At 42.4% G+C, this 20,144-nt stretch carries 22 protein-coding genes and 1 pseudogene; 10 read left to right on the top strand and 13 right to left on the bottom strand.

What is annotated here, in order from left to right; genetic code table 11:
- Nucleotides 1-30: 30 nt before the first annotated feature.
- Together OK025_RS00915 and OK025_RS00920 are read right to left on the bottom strand one after the other, a co-directional pair.
- Nucleotides 31-750 (bottom strand): response regulator transcription factor, encoded by a 720-nt coding sequence (locus OK025_RS00915; RefSeq protein ID WP_317667934.1) that lies wholly within the window; start codon nt 748-750, stop codon nt 31-33.
- A 7-nt stretch (nt 751-757) separates the two neighbouring features.
- Nucleotides 758-2,152, bottom strand: coding sequence for a HAMP domain-containing sensor histidine kinase (locus tag OK025_RS00920; protein ID WP_317667935.1), 1,395 nt, complete (start codon nt 2,150-2,152; stop codon nt 758-760).
- Between the two features lie 130 nt (nt 2,153-2,282).
- On the opposite strand from OK025_RS00920, the gene OK025_RS00925 reads away from it, so the two are divergent.
- On the top strand, nt 2,283-3,692 hold the full coding sequence (locus tag OK025_RS00925; RefSeq protein ID WP_317667936.1) for an alpha-L-fucosidase: 1,410 nt from the start codon (nt 2,283-2,285) through the stop codon (nt 3,690-3,692).
- An 87-nt stretch (nt 3,693-3,779) separates the two neighbouring features.
- Here OK025_RS00925 and OK025_RS00930 read toward each other — a convergent pair whose 3' ends face one another.
- Both OK025_RS00930 and OK025_RS00935 read right to left on the bottom strand, forming a co-directional pair.
- A complete protein-coding gene (locus OK025_RS00930; protein ID WP_317667937.1) occupies nt 3,780-4,247 on the bottom strand; it encodes a hypothetical protein in 468 nt (155 codons plus the stop codon).
- Nucleotides 4,248-4,264: 17 nt separating this feature from the next.
- Nucleotides 4,265-4,522, bottom strand: coding sequence for a hypothetical protein (locus OK025_RS00935; RefSeq protein WP_317667938.1), 258 nt, complete (start codon nt 4,520-4,522; stop codon nt 4,265-4,267).
- A gap of 304 nt (nt 4,523-4,826) precedes the next feature.
- Between OK025_RS00935 and OK025_RS00940 the strand changes: the two genes are divergently transcribed.
- From OK025_RS00940 to OK025_RS00965, 6 genes are read left to right on the top strand one after another with little or no spacing between them, the layout of a single operon-like run.
- Nucleotides 4,827-5,462, top strand: a complete 636-nt coding sequence (locus tag OK025_RS00940; RefSeq protein WP_317667939.1) for a hydrolase — start codon at nt 4,827-4,829, stop codon at nt 5,460-5,462.
- Nucleotides 5,463-5,495: 33 nt separating this feature from the next.
- Nucleotides 5,496-6,893 carry an alginate export family protein gene (locus OK025_RS00945; protein WP_317667940.1) on the top strand — a complete coding sequence of 466 codons (1,398 nt, stop codon included), beginning with the start codon at nt 5,496-5,498 and terminating at the stop codon, nt 6,891-6,893.
- 4 nt (nt 6,894-6,897) lie between these two features.
- Entirely contained in the window at nt 6,898-7,662 is a 765-nt protein-coding gene (locus tag OK025_RS00950) for a M17 family peptidase N-terminal domain-containing protein (protein WP_317667941.1), read from the top strand.
- 11 nt (nt 7,663-7,673) lie between these two features.
- Nucleotides 7,674-9,557, top strand: a complete 1,884-nt coding sequence (locus tag OK025_RS00955) for an amidohydrolase (RefSeq protein ID WP_317667942.1) — start codon at nt 7,674-7,676, stop codon at nt 9,555-9,557.
- A 14-nt stretch (nt 9,558-9,571) separates the two neighbouring features.
- On the top strand, nt 9,572-10,012 hold the full coding sequence (locus tag OK025_RS00960; protein ID WP_317667943.1) for a DoxX family protein: 441 nt from the start codon (nt 9,572-9,574) through the stop codon (nt 10,010-10,012).
- A 5-nt stretch (nt 10,013-10,017) separates the two neighbouring features.
- Complete coding sequence (locus tag OK025_RS00965) at nt 10,018-10,683, top strand: YoaK family protein (protein WP_317667944.1); 666 nt, start codon at nt 10,018-10,020, stop codon at nt 10,681-10,683.
- 89 nt (nt 10,684-10,772) lie between these two features.
- Here OK025_RS00965 and OK025_RS00975 read toward each other — a convergent pair.
- The 4 genes and pseudogenes from OK025_RS00975 to OK025_RS00990 all read right to left on the bottom strand — a co-directional run bounded on the left by OK025_RS00975 (nt 10,773) and on the right by OK025_RS00990 (nt 13,625).
- A pseudogene (locus tag OK025_RS00975) lies at nt 10,773-11,594 on the bottom strand (alpha/beta fold hydrolase).
- 227 nt (nt 11,595-11,821) lie between these two features.
- Nucleotides 11,822-12,331 carry a DsbA family protein gene (locus OK025_RS00980; protein WP_317667947.1) on the bottom strand — a complete coding sequence of 170 codons (510 nt, stop codon included), beginning with the start codon at nt 12,329-12,331 and terminating at the stop codon, nt 11,822-11,824.
- A 2-nt stretch (nt 12,332-12,333) separates the two neighbouring features.
- On the bottom strand, nt 12,334-12,795 hold the full coding sequence (locus tag OK025_RS00985; protein ID WP_317667948.1) for a redoxin domain-containing protein: 462 nt from the start codon (nt 12,793-12,795) through the stop codon (nt 12,334-12,336).
- 278 nt (nt 12,796-13,073) lie between these two features.
- On the bottom strand, nt 13,074-13,625 hold the full coding sequence (locus tag OK025_RS00990) for a hypothetical protein (protein WP_317667949.1): 552 nt from the start codon (nt 13,623-13,625) through the stop codon (nt 13,074-13,076).
- Nucleotides 13,626-14,002: 377 nt separating this feature from the next.
- Here OK025_RS00990 and OK025_RS00995 point away from each other — a divergent pair, with 377 nt between their 5' ends.
- Both OK025_RS00995 and OK025_RS01000 read left to right on the top strand, forming a co-directional pair.
- Nucleotides 14,003-14,953 (top strand): SDR family NAD(P)-dependent oxidoreductase, encoded by a 951-nt coding sequence (locus tag OK025_RS00995; RefSeq protein ID WP_317667950.1) that lies wholly within the window; start codon nt 14,003-14,005, stop codon nt 14,951-14,953.
- Nucleotides 14,954-15,027: 74 nt separating this feature from the next.
- Nucleotides 15,028-15,942 carry a helix-turn-helix transcriptional regulator gene (locus tag OK025_RS01000; RefSeq protein WP_317667951.1) on the top strand — a complete coding sequence of 305 codons (915 nt, stop codon included), beginning with the start codon at nt 15,028-15,030 and terminating at the stop codon, nt 15,940-15,942.
- An 11-nt stretch (nt 15,943-15,953) separates the two neighbouring features.
- Here OK025_RS01000 and OK025_RS01005 read toward each other — a convergent pair whose 3' ends face one another.
- From OK025_RS01005 to OK025_RS01015, 3 genes are all read right to left on the bottom strand, one after another.
- Nucleotides 15,954-16,478: a hypothetical protein gene (locus OK025_RS01005; RefSeq protein ID WP_120336645.1), complete on the bottom strand. Its 525-nt coding sequence runs from the start codon at nt 16,476-16,478 to the stop codon at nt 15,954-15,956.
- A 159-nt stretch (nt 16,479-16,637) separates the two neighbouring features.
- The gene (locus tag OK025_RS01010) at nt 16,638-17,387 is read right to left on the bottom strand and encodes a DeoR/GlpR family DNA-binding transcription regulator (RefSeq protein ID WP_317667952.1); all 750 of its coding nucleotides are present in this window, start codon (nt 17,385-17,387) and stop codon (nt 16,638-16,640) included.
- A gap of 4 nt (nt 17,388-17,391) precedes the next feature.
- On the bottom strand, nt 17,392-18,561 hold the full coding sequence (locus tag OK025_RS01015; protein ID WP_317667953.1) for an MFS transporter: 1,170 nt from the start codon (nt 18,559-18,561) through the stop codon (nt 17,392-17,394).
- 75 nt (nt 18,562-18,636) lie between these two features.
- Between OK025_RS01015 and OK025_RS01020 the strand changes: the two genes are divergently transcribed.
- The gene (locus tag OK025_RS01020; RefSeq protein ID WP_317667954.1) at nt 18,637-19,026 is read left to right on the top strand and encodes a VOC family protein; all 390 of its coding nucleotides are present in this window, start codon (nt 18,637-18,639) and stop codon (nt 19,024-19,026) included.
- A 95-nt stretch (nt 19,027-19,121) separates the two neighbouring features.
- Here OK025_RS01020 and OK025_RS01025 read toward each other — a convergent pair whose 3' ends face one another.
- Nucleotides 19,122-19,721 (bottom strand): hypothetical protein, encoded by a 600-nt coding sequence (locus OK025_RS01025; RefSeq protein WP_317667955.1) that lies wholly within the window; start codon nt 19,719-19,721, stop codon nt 19,122-19,124.
- Between the two features lie 55 nt (nt 19,722-19,776).
- Nucleotides 19,777-20,028, bottom strand: a complete 252-nt coding sequence (locus OK025_RS01030; protein WP_317667956.1) for a hypothetical protein — start codon at nt 20,026-20,028, stop codon at nt 19,777-19,779.
- Nucleotides 20,029-20,144 lie beyond the last annotated feature (116 nt).

Below are 20,144 nucleotides of genomic sequence, written 5' to 3' on the forward strand. Positions count from 1 at the left end.
ACGTTCCAGTAAAATATTTTTGATGTTTTTTTAAACGTCTTGAACAGTTTTATTTTCGTGCAATATATACCCTACTCCATAGATACTTTCAATATGAAGGTTATCATCCCGCTGCAAAGCTTTACGTAAGCGCGAAATGAAAACTTCCAAACTTTTGCCATTAAAAAAATCCGTATTGCCCCAAAACTGAAGTAGAAGCTCTTTTTTATTGACAAGTAGATTTTTGTTCCGGATAAGATGCCCCAACAATTCAGCTTCCCGAACCGTTAATTTCTGACAACCGCCCCTTCCATCGCTCAAGCTGTATTGCTCCATGTTGAGGGATAGTTCTCCAATCTTCAGCTCGGTTTCAGATAGGATTCCCGATTCGGTCACATTCGCAACGGTCAATAAATTACGGATTTTTAACAAGATCTCCTCCATGTCAAAGGGTTTGGCAATATAATCAACAGCACCCAAACTAAGCCCTTTGAGCCGCGATGTACGTTCATGAAGTGCTGTTAAAAAGAAAATGGGTTGCCCAGGATTAAATTGTATCATTCGCTCCGCCAGATCAAAACCATTGCCGTCAGGTAACTGCACATCAATAATAAGTAATTTGACCGTATAAGCCTGAAAACCCGCCCAGCCTCCTTGCACTGTACTTTCCCAGCGTACCGTAAAGCCCTTGTATCGCAAATAACGTGAGAAAACTTCGCCCAAATCAGGTTCGTCTTCGATCAAAAGGATATCAATCTTGTCTTTTGTCATTGAATACTTAGTTGCCCATGTAAATATAAAAAATAGTGCCGGAACCAGACTTACCCGCCTCGATATGAATCCTCCAACCCAACCTATCCAAGTAAGATTTAACATAATAAAGTCCAAGCCCCAGTCCAGGTTTATTGCCTGCTAATTTCCCTCTATAAAATGCTGTAAATATAGCTCTCTGATCTGCAGTAGCGATCCCAATCCCGTTATCCGCTATTCTGAGACTATATTGATGATCCCGCTGTTTCCAGGTAAACCGGATCATCTTGTTATGATTATTGTTAAATTTTATCGCATTGGAAACCAAATTATCTAAGATTGAAAAATAATAATCTTCATCAAGGTTTATCTTCACATCAGCAACAAGAGGTTCATATTGAATTTCAATTTCTCCTCGGTAGCGCAACTGAAGTTCATCTAATATTTGCTGTGTCAACCGATCAATAGAAACCGATACGATTTTAGTCTGTTGTTCCTGTAACGCAACAGCTCCCATGACCTGTTCAAAATAAGCTTTGAGCCGCTTGGCTTGTCTTTCCACGATGCGCCCAAGTTGTGTCACCTCCATATCGTCTTTTCCTGTCTCACGGTCGATCAAACTATGTGCACTGATCAAAATCGTCGTCAGCGGTGTATTAAATTCATGGCGCATATGATTCAGAAAACTCGTTTTCAGATCTGCAAGTTTGCGTTGGTTGATCCAATTGCTATAGGTTCGATAACTCAATAATACGATCACAACAATACAGGCTAAGGAGAGTAAAAACACGGGCACCATACGTTGGACAATACGCCAGTCTCTATTTTCGTAATCAACGTAGAGGCTATACGTAAAACGATAAGGAATCGGATTTTTGTCACTAACAGACAGTTGAAATACCCTATTATTGTCCGTCCCGCGTTTGAGGGTACCACTGATTAGACCTGTACGATCATTACTTGCAGCCTCATAAAAAGTCTTCCAGATACGATCTTTTGACTTATATATTTCCAATTTATCAAAATGAAATAGGTAAACAAGTGTCGTATCAAGCCGTTGCGCATGTACAATCTGACGAAAGATACTGTCTAACGACTGCTGCCTTCGCATTCGATCCAAAAAGTCATTCATACAACGGCTACCGTACTCGTCTGCATCTGCGGAGTCATTTATTTTTTTTTCATACCATATCGGCAAACAAGGCACTAATGTGGTTTGGAATATGGCATCCCCGCCAGGGAATATCTTATCGTCCATAATAGCAGCTCCATATGCATTCTGAATCCGGTTGAGCTGTCCAATCTGATAATTCTTATCTTCGAGTTTATAGGTGTTGAAGATAAGAAAACCGATCAAAACCGTCAGAATCAGAAAGCTTGTTCCAAATGCCCAGGGATATATATTCTTGCCGGTACTCTTCATGGTTTAAAAATAACATCAATTTGTCGAATCCAGATATTCATTAGGCTTTTATTAGGCTTTCGTTAGGTTTCCATTAGGCTAAAATAGTACATACATACCTTACCTTTACGGTATAACAACTTTGTAAATTATGTCCAAAATTTCACAGCTTCTACTTTACTGCCTATCTTTTCTTTTACTGGGCAACCCGCTAATGGCACAATCCGGTTTTTCAAAGAAGGTTCTTGAACAAAGGCAGCTCGACTTTGTCAATCTTGGGTTCGGGATGTTTATCCATTATGGCATGCCGACCTTCATGGAACAAGACTGGTCAGACCCCAATGCCGCACTTAAACTCTTCAAATCGCCAAAACTCGATGCAGATCAATGGGCTAAAGCCGCCAAATCGGCCAACATGACCTATGGTTGCCTTACCACCAAACACCATAGTGGTTTCCCTATCTGGAATACCAAAACAACAGATTATAATGTGATGAATACACCTTTACATCGCGATGTTGTCAAAGAGTTTACGGATGCTTTCCGCAAAAATGGTTTACGTGTCATGCTGTATTATTCCATTCTGGATATGCATCAAGGCATACGTCCACACACCATTACGAAAGCATATATCCAATTGATCAAAGATCAGCTGACCGAATTACTGACCCAATATGGCGAAATCGACGCCTTGGTCATCGATGGATGGGACGCCCCTTGGTCGCGAATTTCGTATGATGACGTTCCTTTTGATGATATCTACTATCTTGTCAAATCGCTCCAACCGAAATGTTTGTTGATGGATCTCAATTCGGCAAAATACCCAGGTGATGCATTGTTTTACACCGATATCAAATCGTACGAACAAGGCGCCGGTCAATTTATTTCTAAGGAGCATAACAAACTGCCGGCAATGGCCTGTCTTCCCTTACAGCAAAATTGGTTCTGGAAAACTTCGTTTCCAAACACCCCAGTTAAAAACGTCAATGAATTGGTCGAAAAGTTTGTAATTCCGTACAACAACGCGTATTGCAACTTTATGCTCAATGTAGCACCAAGTAGTGATGGTCTGATGGATCAAAATGCACTTGACGCACTGAAGACAATCGGTACATTATACAAAAATAAACCCAACTACAGTGCATTACCAAGTTACCAGGCACCTATAGTCGATCACAATATTGCCAAACAAGTGCCTTCATACAGTAGCTGGAGTGATGACATGAACATTATGGATTTTGCCAACGACGATAACTTTGGTAGTGCCTGGGTCTCCAATCCGGCAGTCAAAGGTGAAGTATGGTATGAATTGGATTTTGAACGTAGTAAAGCCTTCAATAGTGTTGTTATTACGGAGGGAAAAGACAATCCTTCACAGTATAACTTATCCTATCTGAAAGATGGTAAATGGCATCCTATCGCGGTTACAGCGGTACAACAGGGCCGCATCAAGATCTTTCGCTTTGAGGAAGTACTGGGACAAAAATTACGTTTCAGCATTAAACCTGAAAAAGGCCATGCGGTCGTAAACGAAATTGGCGTTTATCAAGAAAGAAGATAGCAGCCATACCCAAAGTAGCACTCAACGAGAGCTTAGTCTTCTCTTATAAAAGTTCCTCCAAGGCACTTTTATAAGAGAAGATTATTTTTATGGTTTATCTAGATAATCCTCCAAGACCTTTCCATTTTTATTAAATCTCACGTAATAACCATGCATAAGGACCTGAATACGTTTTGTCTCACCCTCTCTTTTTCCAAAAGTACCAACAGCGCTCCTATCGGGTGCTCCAAAATCAAAATCCATATCAAGCAATAACGGATATTTCATTGTATTGACCAGCCCCACGCGATTACTACCTTTAATCCAACGGGTCAAATCATCATCTCGATCATTGTAATAGGTCCCCAGCCTCAACAAATAAATTTCTTCATTCCTATCCAAGCTTAGATAAATCCTTTCCTTTTCGTTCTTAAATCGGCACTTGCCCACTTGTTGAGCCAGCAATTTCTCAATCGAATCTGGAAACACATACAAAATCTCTTGAGCAGACACAATTGAAGTGACATAGCAGACGATTAATAACAATAAACAAGTCTTTAATGGAAATACTTTCATCACATTTTTTTGAGGGACTATACTTTCTGTAAAATCAGAGGAACAGATTCCATTTCCAAAGAATTTATTTCATCCAAATGGACATGTGCACCTATCGGCACATCATCCTGTGCCAATATCAAAAGCTGTTTGGCCAGTGATATAAGTCCTTGCCGGTTTGCAGTAATTACAATTTCATCAGCTATTATTTTACTCGCAATTTCAAACCCTTCTTCCCAAGAAGACTGCACTCCCAAGGCATCTGCATAATCAGGTAAGTTAATTTCTATATTCATTGGCAATAACTGTATACGCATAAACTTACTCAAAATCGGATAGACTTAAGCGAATACGATCAAAAATTTCATCATAGCAATAAATATATCCCTTCAAAAACGACTTAGTATCATCCTCTTAGCCTATAGCTTGTAGAGCAAAATCAATTGTTCCTATGAAATTTCACCTTTTTCCATTTCTTAAACTAGTTCAACGTGCAATAACATATAGCCCCCTAACTTTGATTGCATGCGATATTCCCATGGAAATGATCCATGATAAACTGAAAAGATGTCGCATTAAATAACAATAAAATACATATTTATGAAACCATCACCTGCACTATTATCTCCGACCAATCATGCCTTGGTCCTCATTGACTTCGAAGGTCAAATGGCTTTTGCCACAAAGAGTATCACCATGGAAGAGTTGCGAACAAACGTCGCTATTCTCTGTGGAGCTTCCAAAATTTTCAGCGTTCCTACCATTGTTACAACGGTTGCCGAAGAAAGTTTCTCAGGTCCGGTATTTCCGGAAATTGAGGAAGTCTATCCGCAGACAAGCAATACCTATATTGACCGTACGAGCATGAATACCTGGGAAGACGAAGGTGCTTATCGTACCATCACCGGCACTGGAAAACAGAAGCTGGTTTTAGCTGGCTTATGGACAAGTGTCTGTATCGTTGGTCCGGCACTCTCTGCATTGGCCGAACATTACGAAGTATACGTCATCACGGATGCCTGTGGGGATATCAGTCACGAAGCCCACGAACGTGCCATCCAACGCATGATTCAGGCTGGTGTGCATCCCATTACTTCCATTCAATACCTTTTGGAGCTACAACGGGATTGGGCACGTGAAGAAACCTATGTTGCAGTAACAGATCTAATGAAAAAACATGGTGGCAGCTATGGCTTAGGGATTCATTACGCCCATAATATGATAAAACACGGCTAATTCAACGGCAAAAAATCATTCAAATCATAACTCGTGCAAAAGCAACAGACCATATTCAACTACATCCGTCAGGCGGCCGTCGTATTGTCGATAATCAGCCTATTTCCGCATTTTTCCAAGGCGCAGACCTATAAATTAATGCGTTTTGAGGAAGACTACAGCTACCTCGCGGACAGTACACGACATGGTAATCAAAAGCTTAAATATAGCCCATTAACCAAGAACGGTAAATTATGGCTTTCGATGGGTGGCGAGGCACGGTTGGAATACGTCGATTTTAACAATGAAGACTGGGGACGCATACAACTTGGGCATAACAACTTTCTACTGCAACGTTATAGCATGCACGCCGATCTACATTTCGGAACGCGTCTCCGTCTTTTCACCCAGCTTCGCTCGGCCCTACAGCATGGTCGTAAAAACGGTTCCCGCCAGATCGATGAAGACCAACTGAATGTACAGAACCTATTTATCGATGGAACGCTGTTCAAACAAAATGATAAATCAGTATTGATTCGCCTTGGCAGGCAGGAGCTTGACTATGGCTCCGGCCGATTAATCTCCGTCGGTGAAGGCCCGAATGCCCGAAGATATTTCACTGGAGCAAAACTAGCTTACAACAGCAGTAAAGTGAATATTGAAGCATTTGCCATGATGGCAGATACCATTAGACCGGGTGTATTTGACAATAAACCCTCCAAACAGGTGAACTTGTGGGGAGCATACGGTAAATTTATTGTTCCTCAACAGGCCAATCTCGATTTATATTACATCGGCATCTATCGCGATCGTTCGGTTTTCGAGGAAGGTATAGCACAGGAGATCCGTCATACCCTAGGAGCCCGGGTATGGAAATATGGCGGCGGATTTATTTATAACCTTGAAGGGGCTTATCAATTTGGATCTTTTGGCCAAAGTAAGATAGCAGCATGGACCGCTTCCGTCGATATCGGTTACCTCTTTGAAAATACGATGCTCAGACCATCCATAAATCTACGCAACGACTATATTTCGGGAGACAAAAAGGCTGGAGATGGAAATCTACAAACTTTTAATCCAATATATCCAAAAGGAGGCTATTTTGGCTTCAGCCCGCAAGTAGGCCCTGTTAATCTGATTGATATCCATCCCTACGCCACTTTCGATCTCCTTTCCAAACTCAAGATGCAGGTTGACGTCGTTTTCAACTGGCGGCATACCCTACAGGATGGTGTATACAGGCCAAGCGGATCATTCAATCTGGCTGGATCTGTTTCGCGTAAACGCTATATCGGCACGGCTTATCTGGCCAATTTCACCTACGCTGCCAGCAAGCAACTGTCGCTAGTAACAGGTATTCAATATTTCAAAACCGGCGCTTTCATTGAAGACATCATTAGCACACCAAAAAATGGCATTTTCTTCAATAGCAGAATCGCCTTTAAATTCTAAAAACATGAAAACAACAAAGAGACTCTTTCAAAAGAAAGCATTTCAATGGGCACTAATCGCGTTGTTTGGCCCCCTTGCAGTCACTCCCATACAGTCCTTTGCACAAGCAAAGGCAGCAGTTCCCAACAAAACGACAGCGATAGGAACAAGTACCATCTGGGGTGATGTCGATGGGCTCACTATTGAAGGCCTCGTTCAAGGTCCTTCGACAGCAGCAAGTGATCTACAGGTTGCCTGTATATTTGAATATACCGAAGGTGATATCTTCATCTCCCCTCCAGCATTGCCTGCCGCATTGAATGGACTTGTACATTTAGATGAAGCCTTACATGGCACACTCACTGAAATACGTAAAACAGGAAAATTTAAGGGACATGCACTCGAAACGCTGCTTTTAACTCCGAGCCAACAGGGCACACTTGCAAGTAAAAAGCTGTTGTTAATCGGACTAGGCAAACGGGAAGACTTTAGACCTGAACTCATGAAGGATGTCGCTCATGTGGCGATGCGTGAAGCGTTACGCCTTGGTGTCAGTGATTTCAGTTTTGCCAGCGACCTCAAAGATGCCGGAATAGATTCCCCGACAGCATTAGTAGCCGAAAATGTTGTACTTGGTAGCATCGAAGCTTTCCGAGCCCAAACTTGGCTTGTTAAAAAACAGCTCGACGAATCACCTTCTTTACGTAAAATCATCTTGCTGGCCGGACCTGCATTCTTCGAAACCGCTGGCGAAGGTATCAAAAAAGCTATTTCTTCTCTACACAACTAAATAATAAAATCATGAAAACAGATCTTATCTTATATAATGGAAAAATAACCCATTTTGGTAGTGCACAACAACAAGTGACAGCGGTTGCAGTTCATAAAGGCAAGTTTGTCGCGGTAGGATCGGACAAAGATGTTTTGCCCTTCGCCAGCACAGGTACCAAATTAATTGATCTCGGTGGCAAGCGGGTTGTACCTGGTATCAACGACTCCCATATCCACCTCATTCGTGGTGGGCTCAATTACAATCTTGAATTACGCTGGGACGGTGTCCCTTCGTTAGCCGATGCATTACGGATGCTTAAAGAGCAAGTTGACCGTACGCCATATCCCCAATGGGTTCGCGTGGTGGGTGGCTGGTCCGAGTTTCAATTTGCCGAACGTCGTATGCCAACCTTAGCAGAAATCAACGCCATTGCACCCGATACTCCAGTCTTCATCCTTCATCTATACGATCGCGCACTCTTAAATGCGGCTGCCTTACGTGCTGTGGGGTATACGAAAGATACGCCTGCTCCTCCCGGAGGAACCATCGAACGCGATCCACAAGGTAATCCTACAGGTTTACTTATCGCTTCTCCGAATGCCATGCTCCTCTATTCTACCCTGGCTAAAGGGCCGGCATTACCTTACGAAGAACAGCTCAATTCGACACGTCATTTCATGAAAGAACTCAATCGATTTGGAATTACAAGTGTCATTGATGCGGGCGGTGGTTTTCAGAATTATCCCGAGCATTATCAGGTCATTAGCGACTTGCATCGCGATGAGCAACTTACTGTTCGTATTGCTTACAATCTATTTACACAAAAGCCCAAACAGGAATATGAAGATTATCAGCAATGGATCGAAAGTATTCCCGTCTACCAGGGAGATGATATGTACCGACACAACGGTGCTGGCGAAATGCTCGTATTCTCGGCTGCAGATTTTGAAGACTTCCTTCAACCCAGGCCTGAACTTGCGGAAAATATGGAAGCCGAACTCGAAAAAGTCGTCCGTCTACTCGTAAGTAATCGATGGCCATTTCGTTTACACGCTACTTACAATGAGAGCATAAGCCGTTTTTTGGATGTATTTGAAAAAGTAAATCGCGATATTCCATTCGATGGACTTGCCTGGGTATTTGATCATGCCGAAACCATTGATGAGCGCAACATTGAACGTACCAAAGCTTTGGGCGGCAGTATAGCGATCCAAAGCCGCATGGCCTACCAAGGTGAATATTTTGCCGAACGTTATGGAAAAGCTGCCGCAGAACATACGCCACCCATCAAAAAAATGCTGGCAATGGAAGTTCCCGTTGGAGGTGGATCTGATGCAACACGTGTGAGCAGTTATAATCCCTGGGTATCGATGTACTGGCTTACTTCAGGTAAAACAATAGGTGGCCTCCAGCTGTATAATGATAGCCGGCTCGATCGTCTTACAGCCTTACAGTTGTATACGAAGGGAAGCGCCTGGTTTTCACAGGAACAGCAGAAAAAAGGAGACATCGCAGTCGGTATGCTCGCTGATCTGACTGTACTTAACAATGACTATTTCGCCGTACCCGATGAAGATATTAAAGCCATAGAATCCGAGCTAACTATTGTAGGTGGCAAGATTGTATATGCCGCAGGAGATTTTAATTCTTTCTCTCCGCCGCCTATCCCTGTATTACCGGATTGGTCCCCAACAAAAACTTATGGTGGCTATTACAGCCTTACAAAAGCAGGGCAAAGTAACCAATTCAAGTCCGATGCAACACCAAGTGCTGTCCTGAACACAGTTCACCTATGCAGCGGCAGCTGTCAGGTACATGGACACGAACACAACCAGGCCCGGACCAGCAACATAGCCCTTAACAATTATACTGCATTCTGGGGCGCCCTAGGTTGCTCTTGCTTTGCTTTTTAACACAGAAAACAATAATGGAACTTATTCAAAAACTTTTGTATACCGACTTAGGTAATACGGTCAATAATTCAGCCATCCTTGTTTTCCGTATACTATTGGCCTGGGAGCTGCTAACCGTTCATGGCCTCAAAAAGGTCCGTACTGGTGGTGCTGGAGGGCAAGCAGAGGAAGTCGCGAATCCTTTAAATTTACCGGAGAAACTCAATACCCTAATCGCGCAATTTGCGGACAGTACCGTTCCCTTTTTTATTGCTCTGGGCTTATTTGGCCGCCTTGTTATCCTACCGACCATTGGCGTCACTGTAATCGGTTATTTCGTTGTTCATCGCCGCGATTCACGCGAGGTACGCGACGTACCCTTTATGTACAGCATCTGTCTCCTTTTGCTCCTATTTACTGGGCCTGGAACCTACTCCTTAGACTACTATATTTTCCAACTTCTAACAAATCAATAAAACTTATGGGAAGTTCAAACCACACGCAACTAACAACACTGGTCCTAACGCTGGTAGGAGGCTACTGCGACACTGTTACCTTTGTTGCTGCCGACAAAATATTTTCGGCCCACGTTACAGGCAACTTTGTCGTCTTTGCTTACCAATTGATTAATGGTGGCGATGCGATGGCCTGGATCAAATTGGCCACCTTTCCGGTGTTTATTTTATCGGTCATGGCTGGCGGTTGGCTTAGCGCACGGTCACACAAAAAAAATACCGTTCTTTTTGTTGAAGCCATCCTGCTGTTCGTTGCCGGATTGCTAGCGATCGTGCTACCCATTCAAAGTTCACAAACATGGATGTATAGTATCGTCATGCTTATTGTCTTTGCGCTGGGGATGCAAAATGCGTTCGGTAAACTATTTGCTAAAGAGACCTATGGTCCTACGACCATTATGACCGGCAATGTTACTCAGGCGTCCTTGGATTTATGTGTGCTGATCGCCAACAAATTCAAAAAAACGGATAACCCAATCAGCCTAGGAAAACAGCTTATCACGTTATCTGGCTTTTTTATTGGCTGTCTTTCGGGTGCTTTTCTCGGCAAGCAGCTGGGATTAAGCTCCGTTGTATTTGCGGGGATACTGATGCTAATCTGCTATTTTTTATCTAAAAACAACGATCAGTAAAATACGGTATGCAAATATAAAACAGCAAAAAGGTGCTACTCGAACAAGAGAGTCAGCACCTTTTAGTTTTAATTGCGGCAATAGACCTATTAAGCTTCGATAAAAGCGAGGATATCTTTATTGATGGTCTCTGCTTCCGTCGTAGGCATTCCATGTGGAAAACCAGGATAGGTAATTAAAGTACCATTTTGGACTAACTTAGCCGCTCTTCTGCCCGTTATATCAATAGGTACGATCTGATCATCTTCACCATGCAATACTAAGACAGGAATCTAGACTTTTTTAAGTTCTTCCGTAAAATCAGTTTCAGAGAAAGCTTTGATACAATCATAGTGAGCCTTAATACCGCCCATCATTCCTTGCCGCCACCAGTTGTCCATCACGCCTTGCTGTACATTTGCTCCATCGCGGTTATAGCCATAAAAAGCGAGGGTAAAATCCTGAAAATACTGTTGTCTACGTGTTGCAGTATTCAATCTTATTTCGTCAAAGACCTCCATAGGTACGCCATCAGGGTTTGTTGCACTCTTGGCCATGGTTGGGGTAACCGCACTGATCAATACAGCTTTTGAAACCCGAGAAGTACCATGATTGGTTATGTAGCGGACGACCTCGCCACCACCTGTTGAGTGGCCAATATGGATGGCATCTTTTAAATCCAATGCTTCTACCAATTGTGCAATATCCGACGCATAGGTATCCATCTCATTTCCTGTCGCCGTCTGTGTCGAGCGACCATGACCCCGGCGATCGTGTGCGATCACACGGTACCCTTTTTCGAGGAAGTACATCAACTGCGCGTCCCAATCGTCGCTGGATAAAGGCCAACCATGATGAAATACGATCGGTTGTCCTGTTCCCCAGTCTTTGTAATAAATTTCTGTTCCGTCTTGAACTTTGAATGTTGCCATGATGAATAATTTAATAGTTTTCAGTATTTGATGGTGGAATTGCAATCTGCAATCCAAAAAAATTTAATCCAGGTCTTTTGAATTGGGTTACAAATAAGCTCAACAAGTAAAACAACGATATATCCTTATTTATACAGTCGTGTCATTCTTTTTTTACGATAGGTTCTATTTTCCTGCAAAAGGCTTCTCGTCGTGTGCGCCCCTGTTTTTAAATAATAATCATATATTCAGTTTTCACCTAATATTTGAACCAGATCTTCCGCGCCACCGTCAAATTTCTGTCCATTGACAAAAAATGTCGGTGTCCCATTAACGCCACTCAGCATACCACTTTCAAAATCGCCATCCACACGGTCCTGTAACGCCTCGTCCTGCAAATCAGATTTAAACTTTGGCATGTCCAAATCCAGTTGCTCGGCGATATCCAAAAGCAATCTCGCACTCAGCAAGTTCTGGTTTTCGAAAATAGCGTCATGCATCTCCCAAAATTTTCCCTGCAGTGCTGCCGCTTCCGCCGCCAATGCTGCAGGTTTTGCATAAGGATGCATTTCCGACAGTGGAAAATTGCGGAATACAAATCTGATCTGGCTTCCCAGTTCGGCCATCATTTCTTTTATTACGGGATGAGCTGCACCGCAATGTGGACATTGATAATCCCCATATTCAACAATGGTCAGCTCGGCCTGGCCATTTCCCAATATATGGTCAGCATTGCTGACCTTAGGTTTCAATGACATAATTATTTTGATTTAAGATTCTCCAATGCTTCGATAATACCGTCTGCACCTGGATTGACCGCCGTCGGAGATAGATAACTCCAAGCAATAACCCCTTCCTTATCAATCACAAAGAGTGCGCGCTTGCACTCACCTTCTTCTTCATCGTAAACACCATATTTTTTGGCGACCTCTCCTTTCGCTTCAAAATCGGCTAGAAGTGGAAAATGTAGTTTTCGGGACTGAGCGAACGCCAAATGACACCATTTGCTGTCAACGGAAATACCCATAATTTCGGCATCATATTTCTTAAAATACTTGAGCATTTCATTATATAGTGCCATCTGATCGCTACATACCGGACTCCAATCTGCAGGGTAAAATGCCAAGATCACATTATGTCCCTTGAATTCTGATAAGCTAATTTTTTGATCGGGGGTCGCATACAAGGTAAAATCAGGGGCAACATCATTTTTTTGTAACATACTAATATCTTTAAAGTGTAAGCAATATTGGCATTCCAGTCTGCCTGTTTATATATTTATAACTAGATCTGTGCCACCATAGTATAAAGGTGCGAACAGTTAAATTTGTTTTATTTAGTTTCAGGTTTGATAAAGATCTGACTTTCCGGAAGTCCTTTAAGGAATGAGTTTCCGATCCAAAAATCATTTTGAGCTGTCTCTCTCATACATCATAAATTATTTAGATTCAGAATTCCTTGAAAAGGCAGAAATTATCGTTCAACACAGCCAACCTTAGACTATTTATTTAGCCATTTACGAATCAGCTTTGTATATTTTGGCATGACAACATAGACCATCAAAAACACAATCGTACCAGAGATTAAGAGTGTATCCGAAAAGTGATTGAAGGATAAATTCAAAGCGCGCAATAATGGCACGAGTAACATGGGTGTACAAATGGATAATGGATAAATTGCAGACCAAGTGACAAGATATTGTTTCCAGCGAGGAGGGATTTTTGCACTATTCGCTGGGACTTCAAAAAGAAAATCTAAACCCGACTGGATCTGATAGTGATCGTGACGACGAAATAGTGGCTCAACCATTTCAATCCAGCGCTTCCGCTCCGTCGATTCTAGCCACATTTTGAGATGGTCGACCGTGTCAAAACGAATAATGATCGTATATACAAAAGTCAATTGAGGAATAGGCCTTACGATCTGAAGATCAATAAAGCCCTTTGCATGTCTAGTTAATGGCATAATCTCTTCAAGCCATTTTTCATATTCATAGATTTTATCATCCAGAATATGATGTGTGATTACAGCGGAAGCGCCTTGGTTTTCCATAGGATCAGATAAAATTAAAATGCAGGTTGGTATTGCCAGGGTATTGCACTATACTGTTGCATAGGCGATACCACAATTCTGTTCTTTAAGGTAAGATCGCCTAGTCTTATTGTTGAAAAAAAATTCATACTATTAGTTTTTTGGGTTCTTTTGCTCATAACTGATCTACTATTTTTTCAAAATTATAGTTGTTAAGCAGGAAACTTTACTATTCATCAAGACGGTCGATTCTTTTTTCTGGGCCATCAGGCTATTGGTTTTCATAACATATTGATTTAATGAAAAAGCGCTATTAGTCTTCCTTCATTTAAAATTACCCAATTTTTTCTTTTTGCTGTATAGATTTTGTCGAACCGGCAAATTCAGTCGTTGAAAGGATGATAATCCACGATCTGACTACAAGATCCGTTGATCTGCCTACATCCAAAACCGGTGGATTGGCCATCTTTGTATCATCAATTTATTTAAAACAGAAACACATGAAATCACAAAAAGTATGGTTCGTCACTGGTGCCTCCAAAGGGCTTGGTCTCAACCTCGTTAAAGAGCTGCTCGCCCAAGATTATTCTGTGGTTGCCACATCACGAACAAAACAGGCGCTGGAAGATGAAATCGGCGATCAGGAAAATTTTCTGCCGCTTGAAGTCGACATTACCGATGACAGCGACGTTGCCCGCGCTGTACTCTCGGCCATTGATTATTTTGGACGAATTGATGTACTGGTCAACAATGCCGGATATGGCCAAACTGGAACCCTAGAGGAGCTCAGTGACCTGGAAGCACGTCGCAACTTCGAAGTGAATGTCTTTGGATCCCTAAATGCCATCCGGCATATCGCCCCCCATATGCGACGCCAACAATCGGGACATATTTTCAATATCGCATCTATCGGTGGACTTGCAGGAAACTACCCAGCCTTTGGTGTTTATTGCTCCACCAAATTTGCTGTTGCAGGCTTTACTGAAGCTCTCGCTGTCGAAATGGAACCTTTTGGTGTACACACGACCTTGGTGTATCCGGGTTACTTCAGAACTGATTTTTTATCTGAAGGATCCCTACATACCGCAGCTAATCCGATTGCAGCTTATGTAACTGCCCGAGAAAACGAAGCCACCCATCTGCATCAGATCCACGGGAATCAGGCAAACGATCCCCAGAAAGCAGCAACCTTATTAATCGAACTGAGTACATTGGAGCAGCCTCCAGTCCATTTTTTAATGGGCGAAGATGCCTATGAGCTGGCGAAAAATAAGATCAATATGCTGACCGCTGAAATCGAAAAATGGAAGAGCTATACGGTATCAACCGGTTTTGAGCAATCCGTATAATAGCTTAATTCAGTGTAAGGAGCTTCCAAGGATATTTCACAACAATCAAATTAGAAATTCAGTAAATTTACAACATGGAGAATACATTTCGCTTTCATTCCCTTTCGGAATTCCACAGCTTTTGCGGACTACCTAAGCCCGAACATCCATTGATCAGCTTGGTTGATTATAGTCAAGTACATTATCCCATTAATGACAGCAAATTGAATTGGATACAACATTTTTATTCGATCGGTTTAAAGCGAAATGTAAATGCCCGGTTCAATTATGGACAGCAGCATTATGACTTCGATTCAGGTATACTCACCTTTATATCGCCCCTACAATTTCTAAAAGTGGAGATCAACCAGGAAGTGCAGGCGCAGCCCAGTGGCTGGATCCTGTTGATCCATCCCGATTTTCTTTGGAACAGCGAACTGGCAAAGCATATCCACTCCTACGATTTTTTCCAATATCAGGTCAATGAAGCGCTTTTTCTTTCGGACAAAGAGGAAGCCATCATTGTCGATATTCTGAAGAATATCGAAAAAGAGTATCAATCCAATATCGATAAATTTAGCCGAGAACTTATTCTCAAACAGATTGAGCGTTTGCTGATTTACGCGGAACGATTTTACGAGCGTCAATTTATCACCCGCAAACGCTCGACACAGGAGCTGCTCACCAAATTTGAGCAGTTACTGTCAGCACAGTTTCAGCAACAGACACTTATGGAGCATGGCGTACCGACAGTCAGCTTTTTGGCGCAGCAGCTCAATTTATCACCAAACTACTTGGGCAGTTTGCTGCGTATCTACACACAACAAAACACCCAGCAGCATATTCAGCATAAAATGATCGAGTATGCCAAATTAAGATTAAGCACGAGCTCCCTCTCCATCAGCGAGATCGCCTATGAACTAGGCTTCGAACATCCACAGTCGTTCAGTAAGGTATTCAAAAAGAATACCCAACAAAGTCCCGTGGAATTTAGGCAACTGTTTCAGTAGGTTATTCATCTTTACTCCGCGTAATATCCCGCTACTCCAATGCCAATCGTCCAAAAGAACTTTGACTTTTTAAGGTCCTCCAGCAGCATATCCGCATTGTCTTCGTATTCGCCATCGGCTTTGATTTCCTCAATCTCCTCCTGAACATCCTCTTCAGTAATCTGTCGCCAGACACCAACAGAGCTATTTAAAAATGTATAGCAATATCCCGCTTCGGCATCATCAACCTCACCCGCATTTTTATCACTCAGGATGCTTAAAAGTTCAGTCGCTTCGACCTGAAACGGATTAACACCATAGATACTGATTTCAGTTTTTTCTGGATAGGGTCCATTGATGCTTTCTATAAATTCCAATGTTCCCTGATCATTAAAATCAAGTCTCAATTCGAGTTCATCATAATAATATTGGTCGTCCAGCGCATCTGAAGGAGCACCAAGTACACGTTGAACTTCAGCACGGCCCGCACCGAGATTAACCTGACCAATACCTTCAATTTGAATCCCAACAAGTGGGACTAGTTCGATCTTTTTCATGCGTATTCAGTAAATTATAAAAAGGATACCTGCATCAATAACACTTGAACATCTGCTATCGTTTTATCCAATGATGAACATAGCTACAGTTTTATGCTGACATAACCCTGTCGGAAGGTTATAGAAACGTCGGATACATTGCTCATTGTTGTCAATTGGCTAGATAATCTGCAGATCCATATTTCTAAAGGGATTCAATTCGGAATCATTTGAATCCAGGTCGGTGATCAATGCCGTAAGCGAATCTATTGGACACACCCTAAACAGGTCACCTTGATAAAGCTTATTCTGACTGGCTAATGCTATTGTTTTCTTTGCACATTGAACCATCATCTTTTTGGTTTCGCCATCTGCAGCTGAGGCTGCCGAAACGCCGAGCTCAGGATCTACAGCACAAGTTCCCATGATAAAGATATCGGCATTATACTTAGCAACTTCCATACAGGTTGTGATGCCTGAAGTTACTGCCAGATCGGATTCAAAATTACCACCCAAAAAAATAAGTTCTACATTTTTCAACTTCTCGAGCAGCGGCACAATGGAAAAATTATTTGTAACTACCCGAATCCGGATATCCAATGGCATCGCATTCACTACGGCCCATGTCGTGGTGCCACCATCCACAAAAAGGGTCATGCCATCTTTCAGAAATGGCTGTACTTTTAATGCAATAATGTCTTTTTCTTTGGTCAGAAACGATTGCCTATCCTGGAAAGTGAGCGGATCTTTTTCTCGCAGTATCGCACCACCCCTGGTCTTGGAAAGTAACCCGTTCCGATAGAGAAGTTCTATGTCGCGACGGACAGTATCTTCCGATACCGCCAACAACAACGCCAGCTCTTCAAATTTAACCTTCCTCCGGCTCTCTAATTCACGGAGGATTACCTCAAAGCGTTCTTCTTTTAACATGTTGTTACTTCCTGATTTTATAGATAAGGGCTACCACTAGAAAAAGCAAAGCTATTGTTTCGAAAGCAATGATCAAAGAAAAATGCTGTGCAATAGCCCCCAAAAGCGCCGGCCCCGCCAGCTGACCAGCATAACCCATCGTTGAAATTACCGGAATAGCTACCGTCGGCGAAAGTCCTTCAATCCGTCCACCCTCGCTAAAAAATACAGGGACAATATTAGCGGCTCCCAATCCCAAAAGGACAAATCCAATAAGCGTTAGCGATAACCAAGGACTAAACACTACGATCAAAATGCCAAGAGATGCCAACAAGCTACCACCTATCACCACAACTTTACTATTCAGTTTACTTACTAATCGGTCTCCCTGCAATCTCATGACCGCCATCGCAACGGAGAAGGCCGCATATCCAATTCCCGTAAACTCAGGAGATACTCCTTTGTGATCCCGCAAGAAAATCGCACTCCAATCCAGCATTGCTCCTTCCGAAAGAAAGGCAATGAAACACATCAATCCAAGTATCAACACACTCCACCTGAGCCACTGAAATTTTCTGTTGGAAACCTGAGTCTCATCAATATGGGAAAACTTGACAATGATCTCCTTTTCCTTGTGATAATCCAGCAGCTTTCGATATTGTACGATCAGTAGCAGTATTAATAGAATAGCTATGGTAACTGCTGCATAAATAGGAATTAACCCCATCTTTATCAAAAAGCCCAAGCCGATCGATCCAAATAGCCCCCCTAAGCTGAACAGTCCATGTAGAGATGACATTATCGGTTTACCCATTGCATTTTGTACCTGCACACCATGTGCATTCATGGCCACATCTATACCACCTATACTACAGCCAAATATAAAAAGGACACAGGCCATCAAGTAGCTATTGGTGACCATCAACAGTACAGGGAGCACTACGGCAGCTATCAAACCTGAAATCAAAATCACCTGTCTGCTCCCAACTTTACCGATAAAAAAACCAGAAAGCGGCATCGTTAATAGCGCGCCACCACCCAAGCACAGCAGTAAAAGCCCCAGTTCGCCGTCATTAAGACCAAGACTGTCCTTGGCGAAGGGTACCATCGGTGCCCAGCTTGATAATGCGAGACCACATACCAAAAACATAACCTGTGTTGCTACCTTAGCCTTAATTATCGATTCGTTCAACATATCTTATAAATTTTATATTGCAATATTATGCAAATTTGCATAATATTGCAATATAATTAAACAAAAAGATTTGCCATGCGAATAGAACACCTCGCCCTATGGGTTGATGACCTTGAGAAAACACGTGCTTTTTACGCCAAATACTTTGGTACGGTAAGCGGAGAAAAGTATCATAACCCGAAAAAAGGGTTTTCATCTTACTTCCTAACATTTGGCGAGACTGGAGCACGTCTCGAGATTATGAATCGCGTTGATATTACTACTGCCGCGGCTGATAGAAGTCTGAGTAAAGGATATACCCATCTGGCCGTTAGCGTCGGCGGAAAGGATGTTGTCGATCGTTTAACCGAGCAATTACGGTCGGATGGTTATACGGTCGAAAGCGAGCCCCGTACTACGGGCGATGGTTATTATGAAAGCCTCGTGCTCGATCCGGAGGGAAATCCGATAGAAATTGTGGCTTAAACAGTTCAAAAAATAAAGCATCACGAACACGATCGAGATGCTTTCCCTTGTTCCGCATAAAAAGTGAGCCTAAAAGACTCTCATAAGAGCTTCTGTTAGGATTTTCTTATGACAGGATCGATCCAGTAATAGTCATGGTTGGTATGAGCGAAAAACTCCATCGGCGTAACATGGCAATCAATGGTATCGCTGAGTCCGTCGTCGGTATAAGTGACTACATCTTCGGATGGCATCAGCATCCCACTCATAATGGTTCCATAATCTAGGCAATGGAGATCCGAAACCAGCACATTGACCATATTGGACTGCACCCATTTTTCCATTTCTTCCTTGCTAACACGTTTCACACGCTCGGCTAAAAACCGTGCTTCCTCCAGCTCTTTTTCGACACTGTCCGGAAAAAAAAGCAACAGGAATGCCTCATATTTATCGAATTCTTTATTTCGGATTGCTTCGTTTCGCAGAAATAACTTCTCGCCTATCTGTCCATACTGATCGGCATATTTTTTCAGTTCCATTTCGGCTAGTTCCTTATCCGACCATTGCTGCAATTCTGAAAGTGCATAGACCTCGGTACCATGGCCATCACAGTGATTGAGATACGCCCAAATATCGCCCTGTACAACTTTGGGCTTCCTGTGCTCCAGCACATTGTATCCTTGCGCTACCCATGCTTCTATTTGTTCCCTTCTCATCTTAAGCTGTTTTTTAAAAATAAACAACAGCGCAGCTACAATGGTTTTCTTTTTTCTATTTGAGATTTCTGGCTTTCAGTTCCGCATCCACCGCTTTTTCATTCTTTCCAAAATATTTAAAGAATAAAACGGCCAATATCAATGGGAAAATTGTCGGCCAGGTTATACCGGCCACAAATAGACTGTAGGCAGCGATGCCTAGACAAAAGCCAATGATGGATGCATTGATTATTTTCGTGGGTTTAGCTTTCTTCTTGAGAACCAACAATTCTTCATCGCTCAGTTCATTTAATTTCTTTTCTTCCATCTGGTCTGTACTTTTGTAGGTTAGTTATTTTATATGTTTGATGCGAATATAATTATTTAAACGGACAGGAAGAAAATGAAAAATAAAAGCGATCAACCCGTAACCAAATTACTACC

It is taken from the genome of Sphingobacterium sp. UGAL515B_05, assembly GCF_033097525.1.
Lineage (GTDB): Bacteria > Bacteroidota > Bacteroidia > Sphingobacteriales > Sphingobacteriaceae > Sphingobacterium.